The following is a 23,488-nucleotide window of genomic DNA, read 5'->3' as shown; positions in this document are numbered from 1 at the left end:
GTGAACATGTCTGAATTAAATTCGGCAGTAGCCACGCTTTATGCCGGCACCGAAATAGCAATAATTGGAATGGCGGGAAAGTTCCCGGGTGCGAAAGATATTAATGAATTCTGGGATAATTTATGTAATTCGAAAGAGGCTGTCACTTGGTTCGAAAAAACCGAAGATACGCGATTTGAAAATGATGACAACTTCATTCCTGCCGCATTTTTGGTCGATGATGTGGATGCCTTCGATGCGAAGTTTTTTTCAATATCAGCGCGTGAAGCTGATATTACCGATCCACAACAACGCTTGTTATTAGAGTGCGCCTGGCATGCACTTGAAGATGGCGGGTACGCCGGTTATGAGCCGCCTTGCCCTGTCGGGGTTTATGTTGCCTGCGGTCCCGCCAGCTATCTGACCCAGCAAGTGTTAGCGAACCGACAAATCAAGTCCCAGACCAGCCAGATGCAATTGCTGATTGGCAATGACAAAGACTATGCGGCTAACCGTATCTCCTACAAACTCAATCTGAAAGGGCCTAGCGTGGTGGTCCAGTCAGCCTGTTCAGGGTCTTTGCTGGCAGTGCATCAGGCGGCGCAAAGCCTTCTGGCGGGAGAGTGTGATATGGCTTTGGCCGGTGGGTTTTCGCTGGAATTTCCACTCTCGCAAGGCTATATCCATCAGGAAGGCAGCATTCTCTCGCGTGACGGCCATTGCCGGCCTTTTAGCGATCGGGCCTCAGGCACGGTGAGGGGCAATGGTGGGGGAGTGGTCCTGCTGAAACGCCTGGAAGATGCAATGGCCGATGGAGACAGGATTTACGCGATTATCCGTGGATCGGCCACCAATAACGATGGTGCGCAGAAGGTTGGATACGCGGCGCCAAGTGTTGATGGGCAGGCGCAGGTTATCCGCATGGCGCATGCTGCGGCTGATGTGACACCTGACTCGATTGGCTATGTAGAAACCCACGGTACGGGCACCGCGATGGGTGATCCTATCGAAATCGCTGCGCTTAGTCAGGCTTTCTATCCGCATATTGAGGCCGACAGTTGTTTGTTGGGCGCGGTGAAGTCCAATATAGGCCACCTGGATGTGGGGGCCGGGATTGCGGGGCTAATCAAAACCGCCAGGATTGTACAGCAGGGTTTCGTTCCGGCGACACTCCATTTTGAACGCCCAAATCCCGGTATCGATTTTTCTCAAACGCCTTTTCGCGTCGTCAATGTGTCTCAGCCCTGGTATCGACCTGGCGTGCGGCGTGCGGGGGTAAGCGCATTCGGTATTGGTGGTTCCAACGTGCACGTTGTTCTTGAACAACCGCCCGTAGTACTCGAGGGACAAAACACGCATCAAGGCGATTATCTGGTTTTACCTTTAGCAGCGCAGAGCAAAACGGCACTGCAATCTTTATCTCGGCAATTAGCCGATTACCTCGGATCCCATCCTGATCTGTCCCTGCGCGATGTAGCCTATACCTTGCGGCGTCGCTATCAGGACTTTCCCTACCGGCAAGTGGTTATGGCACAGACGCTGGAGGAAGCCAGCAAACGATTGGGGGACGATCCACAGCGTACTAAACAGATGGCGATGTGCAGTGAGAAGCCTGTCCGTTGGGTATTGATGTTCCCCGGCCAGGGGACGCATTTTGCCGGTATGGGGAGTAATTTTTATCAGCCTGGCAGCGTATTCGCTGAAACGTTCGACCAGCTCGCTGAGTTGTTTAACGATCATCTTCAGTTCGATCTGCGGACTGTGGTCTTTGATAAGCATGGGGCTGAACTGCTGGAACAGACTGCCGTCGCACAACCGGCGTTGTTCTCTGTCGCCTATGCGATGGCAAAACAGCTCATGGCGATGGGCGTTCAGCCTGATGCCTTTATTGGTCACAGTATTGGCGAGTATATCTGCGCGACACTGTCCGGCATTATGTCGTTGCCTGAAGCTGCCAGGCTGGTTGCGGCACGCGGGCGTCTGATGCAGGCAATGGAGCTGGGCGACATGATGGCAGTGTCGCTGGATGAACAGCAGTTGATCCCGTGCCTGCCAGCAGATATCTCGGTGGCCGCAATTAATCGGCCGTCACTCTGTGTGGTCTCGGGACCGCAGGAATCGGTCGCAAAACTGCGTCAGCAGCTCGAAAATGACGATATCAGCTGCCGCATGCTGGAAACCTCGCATGCGTTTCACTCATCGATGATGGAGCCATGCCTGGAGGCTTATCGCGGCGTACTGGCAGATATCACGTTAGCTGCGCCGCAACAGCCCTTCATCTCTAACTTAACCGGTACGTGGATTACGACGGCACAGGCCACGGATCCTGAATACTGGGTACAACATCTACGGGGAACCGTACGTTTTGCTGATGGGATAAGGACACTCCTTGTCAATCCCTCTTATCACTTTATTGAATGTGGGCCTGGTACATCTCTTAACGGCGCAATAAAGGAAATCACGCGTGTCGAGCAGCGGGAGGGAATCAATGTCATTTCTGTTCTGCCTGCCACGTGGGTAATGCGGAACCCGGATGAAACCCTATTGGGTCTGAAGGCAGGGCTGTGGTGTTGCGGTTATGAAGAGTTTTCAGACGTTCTGACCACCGACGGTCAGCTACTTCCATTACCGGGATATCAGTTTGATCGCACGCGCCATTGGATTGAAGCGACCCCGCTGGCGGATCAACGCGAAACCGTGAGTGATGAGAACAGTATACCCGACTCTCGTGCGGAACCCGCAACAAGAGCAGAGCGGTTACAGCAGCTGTGGTGTGATGCGCTGGGTATCGAAACGCTGGAGCCCACCGATAATTTCTTCTCACTCGGAGGGGACTCGATTTTGAGTATTCAGATCGCCAGCCGCGCTAAAGCGTATGGCTGCGTCTTCCCGCCGGGCATGATTTTAGATTTCCCTACATTCGACGCCTTCGTTAGCGAGGTAGACCAACGTATTCCTGAAAGCGCTGATGATACATCAGCGTTGGTTGAGGATAATGAGGCAGCCGCAATAGCGGCCGCCTTGTTAAAGGCCCCGCAAGACGCGTTCGAACCATTTCCGCTGACGGACATTCAGTATGCCTACTGGATTGCCCGCAATACAGGGAACCCGGAAAGGTGCATGGCTGCTCATGCTTATGAAGAGTTCGAATGCTATCAACTCGATGCAGCGCGCCTGGAGATGGCGCTAAACGCAATGATCAAGCGGCACAGTATGCTGCGCACGGTGTTCGATGATAATGGCATGCAGCGGACGCTGCCTGAAGTACCGCCATACCGCATTACCCTCAACGACTACAGCAGCCGATCCCATCAGGAGGCCACGGATTACCTCAGTGCGTGGCGTGAGGGCAAATCCCATCAGGTGATGGATTATCGTCAATGGCCACTGTTTGATTTATCAATCTCGCATATGCCGGATAGCACATCGCGCCTGCATATCAGCTTCGACTTATTGATTCTGGATGCGTGGAGTATCACGTTGTTCTGGAGTGAGCTGGAAGCCTGCTATCAGGATGCCAGCTACCAGCCAGAGCGCTGTGATGTTGAATTTCGTGATTACGTCCTGGCCGAACAGCGTCTGGAAGCCAGTGGTGCATTTGCCACGGCAAAAGCTTACTGGCAGTCGCGGATCGCGAGTTTTCCTTCCGCCCCGGCGTTACCCTTAATTGCCGATCCCGATACGCTAGAGCAGCATCGTTTTGTTCGCAGAGAAACACGACTGCCAGCTGATGTATGGCAGCAGATCAAAAAGAGTGCCAGTTGCCACGGTGTTACGGCATCAACCCTGTTACTCACTGCCTACTCGGAAGTGCTGACCGTCTGGGCTGAATCGCCGCACTTCTGCCTGAATCTTCCGGCATTTAACCGGCTAGAGGTTGATCCCGGCATTTATAACGTGATGGGAGACTTTACTTCGGTACTGCTGTTTGAAGCCGATCTACGTGAAGAATCAACATTTATCGACCGCGCGCGCGCGATGCAAAAAAGGCTGTGGGATGATCTGGCAGCGCTGCAATATAACGGAATTAAAGTGCTGCGGGACATTGCAGAACAGCGCGAGCAGCGGGTGCTGATGCCTTATGTCTTTACCAGCCTGATTTTCCCTTCTGCGCAGGATAAACCGATCATTAGCCGTCTTGGCAAGCTGATCGACGGCATCTCACAGACGCCGCATGTCTGGCTGGATTGTCAGGTGTACGAAGCAGGCGGCGATCTGCTGATTAACTGGGATGTATTAGACGGTATTTTTGACCCCGCTATGCTGGCAAATATGTTCGCTGATTACCGCACGCTGTTGCTGAAAATGGCGCACCACCCGGCACTCTGGCAAGACAACAGTTGGCGTGAGCAGTGGGCAGAGCGCTTTAACCGAGGCGTGGTGTCTGCATCGAACCAGACCGCATGCGAGGTCGTTCCTGCTTTATTGCATCAGGCTTTCCTGCGCTGGGCAGACGTGACGCCAGAAGCGCCCGCACTCATTGGGAATGACACCATCAGCTACGGTGAACTGGCTCGATTCACCTCCGCAGTGGCGGAACGGATCCAGAGCGCGGGCGCGGTTCCGTCATCGGCGGTGGCGATTGTGGCGGAGAAGAGCTGGCAGCAGGTTGCGGGCATCCTGGCAATCTTGCGCGCGGGATGCACTTATGTGCCGTTAGATCCCTCGCTTCCAAAAGAACGCCTGCATACCTTACTCAACATGGCGGATATCCATATTGCCGTGGTTACCGAGGAGTGTGCAGCGGCCACCGAATGGCCTGGAGGGCTGCAGCGGATTGTGCTGTCTGATGCCTTATACCATCACGCGGCGACCTGTGCGGAGGTGGCGGTGTCACCGGATGCACTGGCCTATATCATCTTTACCTCCGGGACCACCGGTACCCCGAAGGGAGTGATGATCAGCCATGCCGCTGCGCATAACACGGTGTCAGATATCAACCGCCGTTATCAGCTAAATCGTAATGACCGGGTATTAGCCCTTTCCTCAGCGACTTTTGACCTGTCGGTATACGACATTTTTGGACCTCTCAGCGTCGGTGGTGCCGTGGTTATACCGGATGTCCGGTTGAGTAAAGATCCGGAACATTGGATCAGCCGTATTGAATGGTATCAAGTCACGCTATGGAATAGCGTTCCCGCACTGATGGAGCTGCTGGTGTCAGCGCTTGAATCCCATCGGAAAACACTACCCTCTGTGCGGCTGATCATGATGAGTGGCGACTGGATACCGGTTTCATTGCCTGCGCGTATTGAAAAAACTCTGCCAGAGGCGTTGCAAATCAGCCTTGGCGGCGCGACGGAAGCGTCGATTTGGTCAATCTTCCACCCCATTGTGCGCGAGGATCGTCAGCGGGCCAGCATTCCGTACGGCAAAGCGCTGGCTAACCAGAAGTTCTATGTCCTTGACCAGCAAATGCGCATCCGTCCAATAGGCGTTGCAGGAGAGTTGTATATTGGTGGTGACGGCCTTTCGTTGGGCTATCTTGGCAATCCGGCAGAAACGGCGAAACGCTTTATCAGCCACCCTCGTACCGGAGAGAAACTCTACCGCACCGGTGATATGGGGCGCTGGATGGCTGATGGCAGCATCGAATTTCTGGGCAGACTGGATAACCAGCTCAAAATAAATGGTTTCAGGGTCGAGACGGGGGAGATTGAGTCGATTGCGTTGAAATGCGATGGCGTGACAGGCTGCATCGTCGGCGCTCATCAGCACCAAGGGGCGAAGCTGTTGGTGGCCTGGGTCACCCTGAATGAATATTGCCCGAATGGCGTTGCACGGCTGCGGCGGCATCTGGCCGAAAGACTGCCCGAATACATGGTGCCGAAATTGATCACGGTTGTTCCGGGCTTTGCATTAACCGCAAATGGAAAAGTCGATGTTAAGCAGCTACCTTCCCCTGTTCTGCTTGACTTGGCACCACAGCAGATTGCCGCGAAAAATGATACTGAAGCGCAGGTGGCGGGGCTGGTGCAGGCCATCATGCAATGCACGACGTTCAGCGTTGAGCAGGATCTGTTTACGTTGGGCATGGATTCTCGCCGACTGACCGAGTTGGTTACACTCATCCGGCATGAGATGTGCCCGTTGTTTCCGCTACGGGCCGCGTTCGAACACGCGAACGTGCGTGCTATCAGCCAGGTGGTTGAAGAGTATCAGCCTGCTGCTTGCTCCGATGAGACAAGTCAATCCGGTGTGCAAAAGGCAGAGCGGCGTGATAGCTATCCGCTGTCTTCAGCGCAGCTACGCTTATGGTTCCATGATCAATGTTATCCAGGTAATACCACCTATAACTTGGTGGAGCCTTTTGCCCTTGAGGGGGAGCTGGATGTGGCGTTGTTCACCCAGGCGCTGACCGGGTTTATTCAGCAGCATCCGGTGTTGACCTGCGCGATCTCTGACGATGTCGCTGAGCCGTATATGGTGCTACGCCCGGACGCTCAACCACTTATCCGCATGAGCGACTGTAGCGACGTTGCAGAAAACAAACGCCATTACTTTATCGGGCAGCATATTCAGCGCGAAGCGAACACCCCGCTTAAAGCTAATGCGGGCGAGTTGTTCAAATTACATCTGCTGCGTTTTTCTCCGCGTGAACATGTGTTGATTGTGGTTGCACACCATATCATCTGGGATGGCTGGTCTACTGCCATCATGATCAAAGGAGCGAGTCAACGTTATCGCGCCTTGCTCAATGGTCAACCGCTGCACTTGCCGGCTGACGCGCTCAATTTCTTTGACGTTTGCTGCTGGGAACAAAGCCAGATTGCGACCGATGCGTTTGCCGCACAGCGTGAATATTGGTTGAAGCAACTGGGTGGTGCGCTACCCGTCCTGGCATTGCCGATCGTTACGGGTGAGCCGGCGACGGGGGGACAGCGCCATGTCTTCCATATCACAACACCGGTTGCCACGGCATTCACTGACCTGTGTTCTGCGCTGAGTGTTACGCCTTTCATGGGTTACATGTCGGTTTGGCAGCTGGTTCTGGGGTGGTGGTGCCATCAGGATGACATCATTGTCGGTACGCCTGCGGGCCACCGCGCGGATCCGGCATTGACCAATGTTATTGGTTTCATGGTCAACAGCCTGGCGATCCGCACTCATCTTGATCGTGAGCAGTCCTTTACTCAACTGGCACAGCAGGTACGTCTTACCTGCCTTGATGCTTACATCAATCAGGATATCCCCTTTGATCAGGTGGTGAGTCTTCTCCGTCCGCGTCGTTCCGATGCGGAATCGTCACCTATTTATCGTTCCTGGTTCGTTTTGCACGATGTGCCGGTTCCTCAGTGGGATATCGATGGGATCGCGTCTCGCCTGCTGGATGCTGAATTTCTACTGGACGTCCATGACATCAAGCTGTCACTCGTCAGTAATAGTGCGGGAGTGGAGGGTGGGCTTGACTATCGTAACGGCCTTTTTGCTCAGGAAGATGTCGGGATGCTGTGTGATTGTTTCGTCGGTTTAGTGGCTCGGATTGTAACCAACACGGAAACGCCCCTCTGTCAGCTAATGCAGTGGCTGGACACTGAAAAAGCGCGACTCAAACACCAGCAGCACCCCGTTGACGCTCTCCCGTCATGGAGTTTCTCTAATAACCGTCGTCGAGTGAAGGAACTGTGATGAATAACCCTCCAAGCGTTGTCGGGCATTTCTGTCCGTCGGATTATGGATACAGCTTACACAACGCGTTTTTTCGCCAGGCAATACGCACGCCAGCGGCAATTGCTCTTCGCGATGATGCCGGTGTGATGACCTACGCTGAGTTACGGGAGCAAGCCTGCGCTATTGCCTCCTCTTTGCGCAGTCATGGACTGATGCCGGAAACGGCGGTCGGGGTGTATTTACCCCGCGATCGCAATTTACCCGCTGCATTGATCGGCATTATGGCCGCCGGCTGCGCCTATTTGCCGCTTGACCCACGTTACCCGCAGCAGCGCATTGAGCAGTTAATCACGATAGGGCAGGTTCAGTGTGTCATTACCACGCGATTGCTGGCGGAGACATTGCCTGGTGATATCACGGCCATTTGCATTGAAGATATTGCGCTGGCCGATCTGGACCATGTTCTGAATAACGACCCTGCACAGTCAAACTCACTGGCTTATTTTATTTTTACTTCGGGTTCAACGGGGGTGCCAAAGGGAGTGATGATTGAGCATGGCAATGCACTGTCACTTCTTTACTGGGCGCATCATTTTTATTCGTCATCGCAGCTGGCAAGTGTCGCATTTACTACTTCGATCACCTTTGATCTCTCGGTGTTTGAAATCTTTGTGCCGCTGAGCGCGGGGGGAATGATCCACATCCTGGAAAATGGCTTATCGCTGCTTGACTGGAAGTGGCGCGACGTGCTGACGCTGCTGAATACAGTGCCTTCTGTGCTCAATGAAGTGGCGAAGCTGGGGCATTTACCACAGCAGCTTTCGGTGATTAACCTAGCCGGTGAACCGCTGCCTGCAAGCTTAGTGCTGGTATTGCGCGCGCAGTGCCCCAATGCGCAGATTTTCAACTTATATGGACCTTCGGAAGATACGACCTATTCCACCGTAAGCGAGGTTTTGGCGAGCGATGACCAGCCTACCATTGGCCTTGCGATGCTGGGACGCCACTGCTATTTGCTGAATGAAAGTGGTAATGAGGTCGCGCACGGAGAGGTTGGAGAGATCTACGTGGCCGGGCCGGGTGTTGCACGTGGATATTACGGACGCCCCGACCTTGAGAGCGTATTTATGCCGGATAAACGGCAACCAGACAGCTATCGCATGTACCGTACCGGTGATTTTGGTCGCCAGCTTGCCGACGGGCGGATTTTGTGTCTGGGGCGACGTGACGATCAGGTGAAAATTCGTGGTCATCGCGTTGAAATCGGTGAAGTGGACGCAACAATGCGAAAGCATCCCGCGGTGGCAGAGGTTGCGGTGGTGGTGGTCGATTCACCCGCACGCGGAAAGTTTCTGCGCTGTGCGCTCGAACTGCGCGACAGCACAAACCAAGCCGATATCGCCGCGTGGGCGAGCGCACGCTTGCCGGCGTTTATGATCCCCTCAGAGTGGCAGGTCTTTGACAAGCTTCCGCGACTGCCAAACGGCAAAATTGATCGGGCTTACCTGCGTAAAGCCGCAACTGTCAGGGCACACTTAACCGACGATCAGCATCCTATGGGGCAGACTGAAGAAACCCTGGCACAGTGCTGGCGTCGTTTGTTAGAGCAGCCGACGATTGGCCGGCATGACAGCTTTTTTGCTCTGGGTGGGCATTCCCTGTTGTTCACCCGTTTGCAGTATCACATCCGTGAAATCTTCTCGGTCAGCATTGAGCTGGCAGCGTTGATGTCAGCGTCCACATTGGCTGAACAAGCCAAATTGATAGCTCAATCCGACGTGATAGACGATCGCGCCGGAAGCAGCGAAGAGCTGTCCTGCACACCTTCTCAGCGCAGAATGTGGACCTTGGAAAAGCTGCTGCCGGGATCGCCGCGTTACAATATTGCAAACACCTTCCAACTGCAGGGCGAGCTGGATAACCAACGGCTGATTGCGGCGCTGACCGCAACGGCGGCACACCATGCCATGCTGCACACGGTATATGGTGAGTCCGACCGTGGCCTGCAACCTGTGCCACTGGCCGAACACCGCGTGAACGTGTTGCAGAAAAATTTGAGTCAGATGCCGCTGGTTCAGGCACTGGAGCAGGCCAAAACTCTGTCCAGCGCTTTCCAGCGACAGCCGTTTGAACTGAGTAGCAATGTACCCTTCGGTGTGCAAATTATCACTGTTGCTCCCACCTTGCACTTGGTGGATATCAAAACCCATCACATTGCGGCCGATGGATCGATGGAGCTGCTAGTGGAGGAGATCTCGTTCCGCTATAACCGCCCGCACGCCCTCATACAGAGCTGCCGATCGTATAATGACTACGCCCAATATTTGCTGACTCCGTCGCTGCAAATGGAGCAGGAAAAGTCGCTGCAATGGTGGCAAATGGCGCTCGCGAATCCACCAGAGCTTTTACGCTTACCTTTCGACAAACCGGCTAAACGAAGCACGACCGGTGTTGGGCAACTGCTAAGCATCACGGTGGATCAGGAGACGGTACGCTCTTTGTTGAAGTTGTGTCAGCAGCATCAGGGGTCGTTGTTCCACGGTCTGCTGGCCGTTACCTGGGCATTTCTGGGCAAACTGTCAGAAAGTGACGATGTGTTGCTGGCTTTGCCAGTACATACCCGTCCGTCGGAATACGCCAGAACGGTCGGAAATTTTGTTAATACTGCTATTGCGCGCGGACGGCCACATGCCGCCATGACCTTTGAACAGTTACTACAGGCCGCGAAAGAGAACACCCTTCAGCTGTTGCGGCATGCAGATGTGCCTTTTGAGTCAGTATTGAATGCGGTGAAAGGGTTACGTTCCGCTGAAGGCGTACCGTCCGTGAATGTCATGCTGTCACTGTTAGTATCTCCGGCACTTCTGGAGCTGGAGGGCTGCCAGACAACCTTCTTGCCTGTAGATCTTGGCACCAACCGTTTTGACCTCGGCCTGTTTTTCCGTTACGACAATACCGGGTTGGTGCTGAACCTGGAATACGATACGCAGCGGTTTAGTGATGCTATGGCGAGGAATTTGTCGCAGACCTGGGCCGGATTTTGCGCGAATCTGACGGCAAATAGCAGAGCACCGCTGTCTCAGGTCGGTCTGTTATCTGAGGCGTCTCATCAGAAAATTGTGGAGGATTGGAACAACACGAAAACGGCTGTGGCGTTTGAAGGGCGCATCGACATGCTTTTCTCGCAACGTGTTGTCGGGCAACCCGACCACACCGCTCTGATTGCGGGTCAGGATGTGCTGAGCTATCAGCAGCTCGATCGGAGTGCGAACCAGCTGGCCTGGAGCCTGCGTGATGCTGGTGTGCCGGTGGGGGCTCATGTAGGGATTTTATGTGAACGCGGTGCGGCAATGGTTATTGCCGTACTGGCAGTGCTGAAGGCGGGATGTGTCTATGTGCCGATCGACCCGTCGACACCTGCAGAACGCTGTCGGCTTATGGCCACCGTTGCCAACTTTTCTGGCCTGATCAGTGATGACGCTTTGCGTAATAAAGCGCTGAGCATTCAGGCTGAAGTACCACTGACGCTGATCTGGGCGGACTCTGATGCACATCGCATGCAGTGTGACACGCCGCCGGACAATCCAGCTACGGCGGATGATCGTGCCTATATTATTTTTACCTCCGGTACCACGGGAATACCGAAAGCCGTCGCGGTGAAACACCGACCGGCGGTCAATCTGATTGACTGGGTTAATCGCACGTTTGCGGTTTCTCCCGTGGATAAACTTCTGTTTGTCACGTCGATCGCATTCGACCTTTCCGTTTATGACATGTTGGGCACGCTGGCAGCGGGTGCGACGCTGCGCGTAGCGAGCCGGGAAGAAATTCGTAACCCTGAACTACTGAGCCAGATTGTCAGCCGGGAAGCGATAACCTTCTGGAATTCGGCGCCTGTGATCCTCGATCAACTTATCCCTTATCTGGATGTAACAGGTAACCCGCATCTCCGGCTGGCATTTTTATCCGGTGACTGGATCCCGGTGTCGCTGCCGACCCGGCTGGCGAAAAAATGCACTAAAGCAGAGCTGATCGCGCTGGGTGGCGCCACCGAAGCCGTTATTTGGTCCAACTTTTTCCCGACATCCGGCAATCAAAGAGAGCTGAGTAGCATTCCTTACGGCAAGCCAATTCAGAATGCACGCTACTACATTCTGGACCCGCAGCAGTTGCCGGTACCGGTCGGGGTTGAGGGCGACTTGTATATTGGTGGTGATGTGCTGGCCGAGGGTTACTACGGTGATGCACATCGCACAGCGGAGAAATTCTGTCGCGATCCTTTTGTCGCCGCCCCTTCAGCCAGAATGTATTTCACTGGAGATCGGGCGCGGTTCTTTGACGACGGTAATATTGAGTTCCTTGGGCGGCAGGACTCACAGGTCAAAATCAATGGCTATCGCATCGAAATCGATGAAATCGAAGCGGCGATCCTGAGATGTGAAGGCATTGTGGCGACGCACGTATCAAGAAAAGGTGAACGACACCATTACTGGCTTTGTGCCTACATCGTCGGTCAGGCAATGACTCAGCCAGATATTGCGCTGATTAAAGGAACGTTAAGTCAGAGTCTGCCTGAATATATGATTCCCGCTTTGTTTATTACGATTGATGAAATGCCGGTAACGGTAAATGGAAAGCTTGATAAAAGTAAATTGCCGGAACCTAAGTTGAATGTAAAAGATACTGAGATGTCGTCGGAAAATGGAATGTGTATTGAGGAGAAAGTAAAAAACGTCTGGCGAATTGTTTTAAATAGAAATGAAATTAGTCTTACGGACAACTTTTTTGATGCAGGGGGAGACTCTGCCAGGCTTATCCAAACGCATCGGGCATTACAGGATGAAATAGGGTTTAATTTCCCAGTAATGAGTTTATTCCAGTACACCACAATTCGTTCGTTGGCTCAGTGGTTAAAAGGACATTCAGAAAAACAAGCGGCAACTCAGCTCGTGCCGACAGATAAAAACCTGACAGCCAGGCAACGCGTTATGCAACTCCAAAAGAATCGTAAAAACATTAATCGATAACCAAACTGTTCGAGGATCTTATGATGGAAACAGCTACAGTCGTTGAACGTTATCAGAATGACTTCGTTACGCTTGGCGTACACAAGGTTGCTCATCTGGATGAACCCCTGATGAATCATCTGATCCGTACTTACGAAATATTGTTCCGGATGTCGTGTGAGGAGCAGGTGTGCCTGGCCGGTCTTTTCCACGGCTGTTATGGCACACAGGGCCTGCATACGGATGAAATCGGTGATATTCCTGAAACCCAGCGCCAGATAGTACGTAATTGCGCGGGTACTCAGGTTGAAAGCCTGGTTTATCATTTTTCGGTGATGAGCTATGAGTCGCTCAGTAAAAGCTTTCGCAACCTGTTGAAAGCCGATGGCATACCCGCATTAAAAGATCGCCGTAGCGGCGAAGCCATTACTGTTACTCGTGAATATTTCGAAAAACTGCTGACCTTAAAATTAGCGGATGTGCTTGCACATGCCCCCACGCACAAAAATCATACCTGCACCAATATTCCTGCCCAATACGGCGCATTCTGGGAAATGGTCGCAGAGTATTTTGGTGGCAATAAGATACGTGTCTGGAATGAGATAGTCAGCTAATTCAAATTCTTTGGAGGAAATAAAATGACATTAATGCCCGATAATACATGGGAGGGTTTCCCATTATCTTTCCAGCAGGACGCGTTTTGTGCTGAGCGCGTAAATGAAAATCTCCGTACCCTGTGTTTGCGATTCGATATTAAAGGTGTGCTGGATAAGATTCTTCTTAATAAGGCGCTAAATAACATTGTTGAGAAAAATGAAATCCTTCGCACCCACTATCGAACACTGCAAAGTCAGAGTAAAAATCCACTGATGGTAATCAGTGAGACTGCCTTACTGCATCTCGATGAGATAGTTTTATTATTGGAAGCCGAAAGACAGTCAGTGATTGCAAGCGAAATGGCTGCTCTAGAAAGCGGTGAGGTTGTCAATCGTGATGATGCGATTAATGCGAGCTTACTCTCTTGGGAAGATCATCACACATTGCTGCTCAAGGTACCTGCGATAGGCTTTGATTGGCTATCCGGGAATTTGCTGATGCAGCAGGTTGCGGCTGAATATCATGCGTTGCCCCAGCAAATGGCCGTGGGTGAAAACCATGTTGTGCAATATGTGGATTTTGCCCAGTGGCAGCGGGAAGAAGATCAGAAAAACCACGTTAATAAAGGTGATACCTACGCGCAGACACAGCTGGCAAACGCCACTGCATTGAACCTGCCGTTGGAGATGAAATCAGAGAGAACGGATTTTAGCCGTCATCCACTGTCGCTGAGCGTGGAGCAACAGTCGGGCCTGATGGCGGTTGCTGATCGGTTGGGGGTGGAGCAAAAAGCGGTGTTTCTGGCCTGCTGGACGGCGGGTCTGTGGCGACTTTGTGGCTCTCCTGATGCTGTCAGCATTCGCGTGAACATGCTCGGAAGGCCTTTTGCTGAATTGCAGCATTCACTCGGCCGTTATAGTGCGCCGGTCACGCTCAATCTGGCTCCGTTACCAACCCATGATTTTTCACAATTATTGACGCAATGTCAGGACGCTTTATCACGTTATGAACCGCTGGTGCAGGTACGTTCCAGTGGTCTTCATCAGATTAGCAAGAAAGTAAATGTTGCTTTTGATTTTGATGAAGCAGCAATGGCAATCAGCCTGGCAGAACTTAACTGGTGTAACCAGTCGCAGCCGCGCGTTGATTTTGATACCGATCTGATGTTGCAGGTACAGGTCGGTGAGGTATTGCGCTGCACGCTGAATGTGCGCAATGGCACTATTCCCGATGCCGGCATACAGGCGATTTCTCAAGCCTTTAATGCATCAGTCAATGCACTGTTGGCTAATACGCGACAACCTCTCGGGCATTTCGCTCTGCTTAACACGGCTCAACAGCAACAGCTGTTGCAGAATACGGTTGCTCCTGTTGCACTGGCTGCCTCTGAACCCTGGACGCAGGTTTTTGCTCGGCAAGCGCAGGAAACGCCCAATGCGCCTGCTTTACGTTTTAACGATCGTATCTGGAGTTATGGTTCGCTTGATGCGCTGACCAGCCAGATTGCCAATATGCTGGTCGCTAAAGGGGTTGTTCCCGGTTCCACGGTGGCTTTACGGCTGGAACGCAGTGATTACCTTTTAGCACTGATTATCGCCGTTAATAAAGCGGGGGCAGCCTATCTGCCGTTAGATATCATTATGCCTGAACAGCGTGTTGCAACCTTGCTCCAGCAAACCACGCCAGTGTTATTGATTCAGGATGACGGCAGTGAAATCGATGTTATTGGCGAACAGGCTACACTTCGTCTGTCCGCCGTGCTGGAAGCCGCGACAGTGTATCCTTCGAGCGGGCCGGAGGTGACGATCCACCCCGATGCGCTTGCTTACATTCTTTACACCTCTGGCACCACGGGTAACCCTAAAGGGGTAAAAGTAACGCACCGCGCGCTCGCGCGCTACATTGATGGGGTTAAGACACGTATCGGCATAAAAGGTCCGTTAGTCTATCTTTCTGTCGGCCCATTGACCACGGATTTAGGTAACACGACGATTTTCCCGGCGTTAACCAGCGGTGGTTGCATCATCATGTCTCCGCACTCTAAAGCGGAAGAAGCCCAGGAACAAATCGCGTTTATGGAAATAACGCAATTTGATGTTCTGAAGATCACGCCTTCGCATTTAGCCTCGTTGTTTGCTCTGTGTCAGGAGCCGGCTCGCTTGATGCCAGAAAAAACGCTGGTGCTGGGCGGAGAAATGCTGAGCTGGGGGATGTGGCGTTTGTTCAATTCCTTCAGCCACGGCTGCAAGATTTTCAACCATTATGGCCCGACCGAAACCTGCGTGGGGGTGATTGCCGGCGTTGTCGAAACTGACGTGGATGTGGCACTGGCATCTACCGTTCCGTTGGGGCAGCCGTTAGGCCACGTGCGTGCTTACATTGTTGATGCGTATGGCCATTTGCTGCCGGATGGTGCGGTTGGTGAATTATATATCGGGGGGGAAAGCGTCAGCACCGGCTATGTGTTCGCGGAAGAGCGGGATGTCGCGCGCTTTATTGCGGATCCGTGGCATGACGAAGGTTGCGTATACCGCACCGGAGACAAGGTTCGCCGCTTGCCAAACGGACGGCTTGAGTTCTTGGGGCGCATCGATCGACAGTTGAAAATCCGTGGATTCCGGGTGGAGCCTGCCGAGATCGAAGCGATTTTGCGTCGTCATGCCGAAGTGCTGGATAGCTGCGTCATTGAACAGGGTGAGTCTGCCAGCGCACATCTGGTGGCTTATGTGGTGTTGCAGGACTGTTCGGTTGGTCTGCAACCTGCGCTGCGCGATTACCTCAGTACGCAATTGCCGGACTTTATGTTGCCGTCGTACGTCGTCGCGTTGTCTCGTTTCCCGCTCAACCATAACGGGAAAATTGATATTTCACTCCTTCCTCATCCCGAATCGCTGCATTCCGGCGATAACAGCCATTATGTGGCGCCGAAAAGTGACACAGAGAAAACAGTTGCCGAAATATTCGAATCGTTGCTTCAGGTTGCCTCAGTCGGCCAGCACGATGACTTTTTTGATATCGGTGGCCATTCACTGGTTGCAACAAGGCTGGTGGCTGCGATCCGTCAGCAGTTCACGATCCCTTTTAACCTGCGTTCTGTCTTTATGAATGCCACTGTTAGTGGACTGAGTGCGCAGATCGATACGGCGCTGGCACAAAATCAGGAGGTAAAATCATGTTAACCGAAACGCGATTTGGCGGTCGTCGCCAGGTAGTGAAAGTCTCATTGCATCAAGGCGTAACACTGGTGCCGTTGGTGGATGAAATACGGCGGGGAAAAATGGTCATACCCGATCGTAAAGACGTTTCTGCGCACGCTTGGGTGCTGGAACACCTGCAGCAGATGACCGAATGGTTGAACGCGAATGGCGCGCTGCTGTTACGAGGATTTAACGTAACCGATGCCGACGCTTTCCGTCAGGTGGTTGAGGCGACACAGGGCACGTTGCTGAACTACACCCACCGGTCAACGCCGCGTAAAAGCATCAGTGCGGGGATTTACAGCTCAACCGAATACCCGGCGGATCAGCATATTCCTCAGCACAACGAAATGTCCTACACGCAGAACTGGCCCACGCGTCTATTTTTCTACTGCGCGGTTAAACCGGGTGACGGGGGACAAACCCCTTTAGCAGACAGTAAAAGAATGTACCAATGCTTACCGGCAGATCTGATCGAACGCTTTGACCGACATGGCGTTATGTATGTGCGTAACTATGGCCTGGGGCTTGATTTGAGCTGGCAGGATGTCTTCCAGACGGAGGAAGTCAGCGAAGTGGAACGCTATTGCACTGAAAACGGCATCCAGTTTGAGTGGCTGAGCGAGGGAAGGCTTCGCACGCGTCAGGTTTGTCAGGCTACGATACGCGATAAACACAGCGGTCAGGGGATCTGGTTTAACCAGGCCCACCTGTTTCATGTCAGTAGCCTCCCTCCGGAGACGGAGCGGGAATTACGTCTCGAGTTTTGTGAAATTGATCTGCCGCGTAACACGTTGTTTGGTGACGGTACTCCGATCCCAGCAGCGGATTTGGCCACCATCCGGGCGGCCTACCAGCAGGAGGAGTTAGTCTTCGACTGGGAAGAAGGGGACATTCTGATCGTTGATAACGAGACGATGTCACACGGGCGGCGACCTTTCAAAACTCCACGTTCCATTATGGTGGCAATGACATGATCGATTCAGGCAATTTTGAGGATGTAAAACGCGAGATTGAATATGCTTATCAGCATGCGCGTTTTTTCCGTAACCATATCGATGAGTCGGGCATCGTGCCCGATGCCATTGACTCAGTACAGGCGTTTAAGCGCCTGCCCGTCACGCGTAAGATGCATTACCGAAAAAATTATCCGTTTGGCGTATTGGCAGCGGGTTACACCCTGAACTCACCGCACGTCATGCGTTTTCAAAGTTCGGGGACGTCGGGCGAGCGGTTGAACAGCGCGATTTTCTCCTTTGATCTGGCGCGTCGGCAGGCTACCAGCCTGAGCGTAAATGAGAAGTTTAATTCGCTCTGGCTGCCCGGGAAAAAGCTCAAGTTGTGTCGTTATGCGCCGCCTAACTGTTCAGATGTCGAGTGTGGTATTGGCTTGAGTACAATGGAAGAACGCACGTTAGCAGATGGCACATTGGTCCTATCGGTGGCGCATGACCTGCTGGCGACACCTCTGCGGATGATCAATCAAGCGCTGGATGAAATCGCGCTTTACAATCCGGACATTCTGGTGGTGGACCCCACACATCTGGCATTTTTGACGCGTCAGGCCGCGAAGCTGGGCAGGACTATCAGCAGCAGTAACAAATTGCACATCATCTGCGGTTACACGCAACTGACCCACGTGGCGCGGCGGCAAATCACCCAGTTTTTCGGTGACGATGTGCCGGTGGGCAACATGCTGGGCATGTCAGAGCTGGGTTATCTGGGCTTTGAATGCCACCACGGCAGCCTGCATCTCAACAACCAGGATTATTTCGTTGAGCTGCTGGCAAATGGGGAGGACGTACAGGAGAACCAGCCAGGAGAATTGGTCATTTCAACCATCGATGATGGACTCATCCCGCGTATTCGCTATGCCACTGGCGATCTCTATCGCTTTGTCGCAGGTTCTTGTACCTGCGGTAGTACCTTACCCCGCGTGGTGATCGAGGGGCGGGCAACGCAGAATCTGCTGGTGGGAAATAGGAGTATTTCGCCGACCGATTTAGATGCTGCTGTGGGTGATGCTCCGGGGATCGACCTCTACAAAATGGAGCAAAACCAGGCAGGGAAACTCACCTTCCGCTTTATCGCTAATGAGCAGTTTAATGCGTTAACCCTGGCTCGAATAAAGGATGTCGTCGGTACGTTGATTGGCACCGATGATATTGAATACCTATCGGTGGATTATATCCCCTGTGAGCGCAGTGGAAAATTCCAGTCCTGTATTTCTCAGTTTCATGAGGTAAAACCGTGAGCCATTCCCCGGTCTGTAAATCTGATTTCCCAGCCCTACAGCAAGAGATTGACGGTAATAGAATTATTTATCTCGATAATGCCGCCACTACGCTCAAGCCTCGCGCGGTTATTAAGGCGGTCAGTGATTTTTATACCTTTAATGGAGCCAATATACATCGCGGTAAGCATCGACTTTCCGATGAAGCATCGAATGATTATGAACATGCAAGGTTGGATATTTCTAACTATATTGGCGCGCAAGCCAATGAATTGGTCTTTACCGGAAATACTACGCATTCTCTGAATATCGTTGCGCATGGGCTGCAGCTCAGCAAGCAGGACATTGTCCTGGTCAATGAGGATGCTCACCATTCAAATATTCTTCCCTGGCGGCAAACAGCTGACGTGCGCTTTATTCGCACTACTGCGGAAGGGCGGCTCGATCTGGACCATTTTCGCGAGTTACTGTCGCTAAAACCAAGCGTTGTGGCATTAACTCACTGTTCAAATGTCACGGGGGTGGTGCATCCGGTCGGGCTGATGGTGAAATTAATCAGGGCGTCCTCTGACGCTGTTATCGTCCTGGACGCTGCTCAGTCACTGCCGCATGAGCGCATTGATTTTCACCAGCTTGATGTCGACTTTGCGGCATTTTCCGCCCATAAAATGTATGGTCCAACAGGAGTGGGTCTTCTATATGGAAAATATGCCTTACTGGAAAAATTGAAACCGCTGCAATACGGCGGTGGAACTGTGGATTGGGTTGATGCGAAAAAGCAGATAAATAGACGTGCGCCATACCACCTTGAAGCCGGCACACCCGCTATCGCTTCTGTATTAGGCACTGGGGCCGCTGTGCGTTACTTGCTGCAGTGTGATGAAAGCCTGAGAAGTGCTCATGACAGGGCATTGTCAGAGGCGATGTTGAAATCTATTGCAGAACGCCCATTCCTGTCGTTACTTGGACCGCACGATACAAAGGACCGGCATGCGATATTTTCCGTGAAGTTTGACAGCAGTATTCCGGCGGGGGAGTTGACTCGTTTGCTGAGTGATTCATGGGGCATCATGTGTCGCAGTGGCTATCTTTGCGCACAGCCTTTTGTAACTGAAAAAGCACAGGGTGAAGTTATTCGTATTTCTGCCTGTATTTATAATGAACTGTCAGAAATCGAAACGCTTTTTTCTGCTATTGATGAGCTGGCGACCTGCGTAGGTTTGGCTACAATTTAATTTACTTTAAGGTGAGCATATACATGCGTTTTTTTAAAAATGATGAATATCTTGAAGTAGGTGAATCTACCTATATGTTTAATATTTTGAAGCAAGAGGCTCGTCAGGCTCTTGTAAAAAATCCACTTATCAACCAGGTTTTGTATAAGTCTATTCTTGCACACTCGAATTTTAATGCGTCTCTTGCGTGGTGTGTCGTGGACAAACTGAATAAGGATGAAGACCGGTTTAGAGACTGGTATCTAATTGTCGTTGAAGTTTATAACAATAACCCTGAAATTATTAATCAGGCGCTGTCTGATCTACATGCTTTCAGAGAAAGAGATCCCGCTTGTTATGGATACCTGCAGGTAATGCTTTTTTTTAAGGGGTTTATCGCCTTGCAATGCTATCGCGTAGCTCATGAGTTATATATTCAAGGAAAAAAAGAAACGGCGCTATTTATTCAGAGCCGCATGTCAGAAGTTTTATCAATTGATATCCATCCTGCAGCAAAAATTGGCTCGGGTATTATGTTTGACCACGCACATTGTCTTGTTATTGGTGAAACGGCAATTATTGGCAATAATGTTTCGCTATTTCACAGTATAACATTGGGTAGTACAGGAAAAGAACATGGTGATCGTCATCCTAAAATTGGGGATAACGTTACCATTGGTGCTGGCGCCAAAATATTGGGCAACATTAATATTGGGGATAATGCCAAGGTAGCTGCAGGATCAGTTGTTCTGGAATGCGTACTTGAGGGTAAAACCGTTGCAGGTGTTCCGGCTCGTATTGTAGATGGGCAATAAAGTCTATGGCGGTCAATAGCTAACTGAGTCATCTATGTACCAAGGTTGCGAGCAAGGGTAATTACAAACGCTAGTGCCGACAAGGCCGCTCGATGGACGGCCTTATTAGCAATTTTTTTGCGATTTATTTTGTTGCATGGCCATCAGGAAAGTATTTAGTACTATATTTTTCATCCGGGCCTGTATAGTCTAACAGAATGATTCTTCGGGAAGATCTATATATAAAACCGTGACCAGAAACAACCAACGTTCATGCGTTATGATATATAATACCTTTAACCCTAATCCCGTTTCGGAACGCCGAATTAAATCGCCGATGAAACCTATTCAGATTCTATAATCAATGCGCGATTTTTTTCTACCCGACCTTTAAAAAATATAAAGGGTGTCTATTGTGCAGACCGGTAGATAACAAGTCACGAGTGAGGTATTCAAAAAACCAAGGTAATGGTCTTATCTCCATGGAAAGTGAAATAGCTGTAAAGTCGACAGCCTGCTACAGGGGGGCTTACAGAGTTAATTTATTTGATTTTAAAAATAATTGCGAAGTGGTTATGATTATGTGTTAATTTAAAAGTAACTATGTGAAGTTTAATATATGTCATTTCAAGTGTTAAAAATTTACGCCATTGAATGTTAAGCAAAATAATAAATACATTAAGATATAACCCTGAAATATTACACTGGCTCTTAGATAATAATCATGATCTCTTAGTTGAGTTGAGGAAGATATCAAGTGTAAACTCCCTTAACTAATAATTGGGTATTAGCTTTTAGAGAGTTTTATTTAGTGTCATAAGGTTTTTTTGGTTTGTTTTAATGATAAAGTTAAACTTTTATTAGTTTGTTTTTTATTATACTAATAATGTTCGATATTTCTTTTCGCATGGACAATCCATTGCTGGTTTTGGGTTAGGCCTAAAACTTGTCGAATATAACTGTACAACACTCTGGAGTATGGTGTGGTCAACAGGTTAATTTATAGGGTATGATTATCTCTTAGTGGTTACAGTGAAAAGCTGAAAAAACTTAACACTTTCAAAGACTCGGGGTGCCCCAAGGGGCTGAGATTTTACCCGTATTACCTGATCTGGATTATGCCAGCGTAGGGAAGTCTCGGTGCCCCAGCCGGTACCCGCCTTCTTGAACGCCGGTTGGGAGGAATATGTTCGCTCGACCTGATGCTTTACCCGGCGCCCGCGCCGCGGCCTGTCTGACCCAATTCAAACAACGGCCCCCGCTGATCCACTGCCTGACCAACGAAGTGGTGCAGGAGCTCACGGCTAACGTATTGCTGGCGCTTGGCGCTTCCCCGGCGATGGTGGTGGAACCGACCGAAGCGGCGCAGTTCAGCCAGATGGCGAGTGCCCTGTTAATCAACATCGGCACTCTCAATGCCTCGCGCGCCGAATCCATGCTGGCGGCGGTAGAGGCCGCCAATTTGGCGGGAACGCCATGGACGCTGGATCCGGTGGCGGTAGGTGGGTTGGCGTATCGCACCGCCTTTGCCCGTCGTTTGCTGGGCGAGAAGCCAGCGGCAATCCGTGGCAACGCGTCTGAAATTATGGCGCTGAGCGGCCGGCAGGCCGCCGGGCGCGGCGTAGACAGCACCGACGACTCGCTGGCGGCTTTGCCGGCGGCACGCGAACTGGCGCAGCTCAGCGGCGCGGTGGTGGCGGTAACCGGCGTGGTGGATTACATCACCGATGGCCGGCGCGACTGGGCGGTCGCCGGTGGCGATGCGCTGATGACGCGGGTGGTGGGCACTGGTTGCGCCCTGTCGGCGGTGGTGGCGGCATTTTGCAGCCTGCCGGGCGATCGACTGGACAACGTCGCGACCGCTTGCCGTGTGATGTCGCTTTGCGGCGAGCGGGCCACGCACCGAGCTGCGGGGCCGGGCAGCTTTACCCCGGCGTTTCTCGACGCCCTGTATCAACTGCGTGCGGAGGAGCTGCAATGAAACGGATTAACGCTTTGACCATCGCCGGCACCGATCCGAGCGGCGGCGCCGGCATCCAGGCCGATCTGAAAGCCTTTTCTGCCTTGGGGGCTTACGGCACTTCCGTGATCACCGCGCTGGTGGCGCAAAATACCCGTGGCGTGCAGTCGGTATATAACATCGATCCGGCGTTTGTCGCCGCCCAGCTGGATTCGGTATTCAGCGACGTGCGTATCGACAGCGCCAAAATCGGCATGCTGGCCAACGCCGATATCGTGCAGGCAGTGGCCGAACGTCTGCGCCACTACCGGCCGCCGTTCGTGGTGCTGGATACGGTGATGCTGGCGAAAAGCGGCGATCCCTTGCTGGCGCCGGAGGCGGTAGAGTCTATCCGTCGCGAACTGCTGCCGCAGGTGTCGATCATCACGCCGAACCTGCCGGAGGCAGCGGCTCTGTTGGCGTGCGCCCCGGCGGAAAATGAGCACCAGATGCGCGAACAGGGCCGGGCGTTGCTGGCCATGGGCTGCCAGGCCGTGCTGATGAAGGGCGGCCACCTCAGCGAAAACGAAAGCCCGGACTGGTTGTTCAGCGCGGAGCAGGAACTGCGCTTCACTGCACCGCGCGTAGCGACTCGTCATACGCACGGCACCGGCTGCACGCTCTCCGCTGCGTTGGCTGCGCTGCGCCCGCGTCATGAAGACTGGGCCGGCACGGTCGCCGCCGCCAAGGACTATCTGCAAAAGGCATTGCAGCAGGCAGATACCTTGGAAGTGGGGCACGGCATCGGGCCGGTGCATCATTTTCACGCGTGGTGGTGATTCAACTTTTTGCCGTTGTTGTGGTCAGACTGGATCCATGCCCGGCGCTCGCCGGGTACGATCGGATTTAACCAAGGGA

At 52.2% G+C, this 23,488-nt stretch carries 10 protein-coding genes and 1 riboswitch; all 10 genes read left to right on the top strand.

Translation table 11 applies throughout. The features are described from left to right. Positions 1 to 6 precede the first annotated feature (6 nt). The 10 genes from JEM67_RS20725 to thiD all read left to right on the top strand — a co-directional run bounded on the left by JEM67_RS20725 (position 7) and on the right by thiD (position 23,409). Positions 7 to 7,608 (top strand): non-ribosomal peptide synthetase/type I polyketide synthase, encoded by a 7,602-nt coding sequence (locus JEM67_RS20725; RefSeq protein WP_199637052.1) that lies wholly within the window; start codon positions 7 to 9, stop codon positions 7,606 to 7,608. Then, the gene (locus tag JEM67_RS20720; RefSeq protein WP_199637054.1) at positions 7,608 to 12,617 is read left to right on the top strand and encodes a non-ribosomal peptide synthetase; all 5,010 of its coding nucleotides are present in this window, start codon (positions 7,608 to 7,610) and stop codon (positions 12,615 to 12,617) included. The genes JEM67_RS20725 and JEM67_RS20720 overlap by 1 nt, the downstream gene beginning before the upstream one ends. 20 nt (positions 12,618 to 12,637) lie before the next feature. Continuing rightward, positions 12,638 to 13,210: a DUF6817 domain-containing protein gene (locus JEM67_RS20715; protein ID WP_199637056.1), complete on the top strand. Its 573-nt coding sequence runs from the start codon at positions 12,638 to 12,640 to the stop codon at positions 13,208 to 13,210. 24 nt (positions 13,211 to 13,234) lie between these two features. Further along, positions 13,235 to 16,372 (top strand): non-ribosomal peptide synthetase, encoded by a 3,138-nt coding sequence (locus JEM67_RS20710; protein WP_199637058.1) that lies wholly within the window; start codon positions 13,235 to 13,237, stop codon positions 16,370 to 16,372. Then, a complete protein-coding gene (locus JEM67_RS20705; RefSeq protein WP_199637060.1) occupies positions 16,366 to 17,367 on the top strand; it encodes a TauD/TfdA family dioxygenase in 1,002 nt (333 codons plus the stop codon). Before JEM67_RS20710 ends, JEM67_RS20705 begins: the two co-directional genes overlap by 7 nt. Continuing rightward, complete coding sequence (locus JEM67_RS20700; protein WP_199637062.1) at positions 17,364 to 18,644, top strand: phenylacetate--CoA ligase family protein; 1,281 nt, start codon at positions 17,364 to 17,366, stop codon at positions 18,642 to 18,644. Before JEM67_RS20705 ends, JEM67_RS20700 begins: the two co-directional genes overlap by 4 nt. Next, complete coding sequence (locus JEM67_RS20695; RefSeq protein ID WP_199637064.1) at positions 18,641 to 19,858, top strand: aminotransferase class V-fold PLP-dependent enzyme; 1,218 nt, start codon at positions 18,641 to 18,643, stop codon at positions 19,856 to 19,858. The genes JEM67_RS20700 and JEM67_RS20695 overlap by 4 nt, the downstream gene beginning before the upstream one ends. Positions 19,859 to 19,881: 23 nt before the next feature. Then, entirely contained in the window at positions 19,882 to 20,652 is a 771-nt protein-coding gene (gene cysE / locus JEM67_RS20690) for a serine O-acetyltransferase (protein WP_199637066.1), read from the top strand. 1,037 nt (positions 20,653 to 21,689) lie between these two features. After that, positions 21,690 to 21,781: riboswitch (TPP riboswitch) on the top strand. A 36-nt stretch (positions 21,782 to 21,817) separates the two neighbouring features. Then, positions 21,818 to 22,612, top strand: coding sequence for a hydroxyethylthiazole kinase (gene thiM, locus JEM67_RS20685; protein WP_013814115.1), 795 nt, complete (start codon positions 21,818 to 21,820; stop codon positions 22,610 to 22,612). After that, positions 22,609 to 23,409, top strand: coding sequence for a bifunctional hydroxymethylpyrimidine kinase/phosphomethylpyrimidine kinase (thiD, locus tag JEM67_RS20680; RefSeq protein WP_006327254.1), 801 nt, complete (start codon positions 22,609 to 22,611; stop codon positions 23,407 to 23,409). Before thiM ends, thiD begins: the two co-directional genes overlap by 4 nt. Positions 23,410 to 23,488 lie beyond the last annotated feature (79 nt).

This window comes from Serratia sp. PAMC26656, assembly GCF_016469055.2.
Taxonomy (GTDB): Bacteria; Pseudomonadota; Gammaproteobacteria; order Enterobacterales; family Enterobacteriaceae; genus Serratia; species Serratia plymuthica.
This window is presented reverse-complemented; position numbering and strand designations above follow the sequence as displayed.

Excerpts from the sequence above, each read along its gene's own strand:
- JEM67_RS20725 (WP_199637052.1), top strand. The coding sequence starts at position 7 with ATGTCTGAATTAAATTCGGCAGTAGCCACGCTTTATGCCGGCACCGAA.
- JEM67_RS20720 (WP_199637054.1), top strand. The coding sequence starts at position 7,608 with ATGAATAACCCTCCAAGCGTTGTCGGGCATTTCTGTCCGTCGGATTAT.
- JEM67_RS20715 (WP_199637056.1), top strand. The coding sequence starts at position 12,638 with ATGATGGAAACAGCTACAGTCGTTGAACGTTATCAGAATGACTTCGTT.
- JEM67_RS20710 (WP_199637058.1), top strand. The coding sequence starts at position 13,235 with ATGACATTAATGCCCGATAATACATGGGAGGGTTTCCCATTATCTTTC.
- JEM67_RS20705 (WP_199637060.1), top strand. The coding sequence starts at position 16,366 with ATGTTAACCGAAACGCGATTTGGCGGTCGTCGCCAGGTAGTGAAAGTC.
- JEM67_RS20700 (WP_199637062.1), top strand. The coding sequence starts at position 17,364 with ATGATCGATTCAGGCAATTTTGAGGATGTAAAACGCGAGATTGAATAT.
- cysE (WP_199637066.1), top strand. The coding sequence starts at position 19,882 with ATGCGTTTTTTTAAAAATGATGAATATCTTGAAGTAGGTGAATCTACC.
- thiM (WP_013814115.1), top strand. The coding sequence starts at position 21,818 with ATGTTCGCTCGACCTGATGCTTTACCCGGCGCCCGCGCCGCGGCCTGT.
- thiD (WP_006327254.1), top strand. The coding sequence starts at position 22,609 with ATGAAACGGATTAACGCTTTGACCATCGCCGGCACCGATCCGAGCGGC.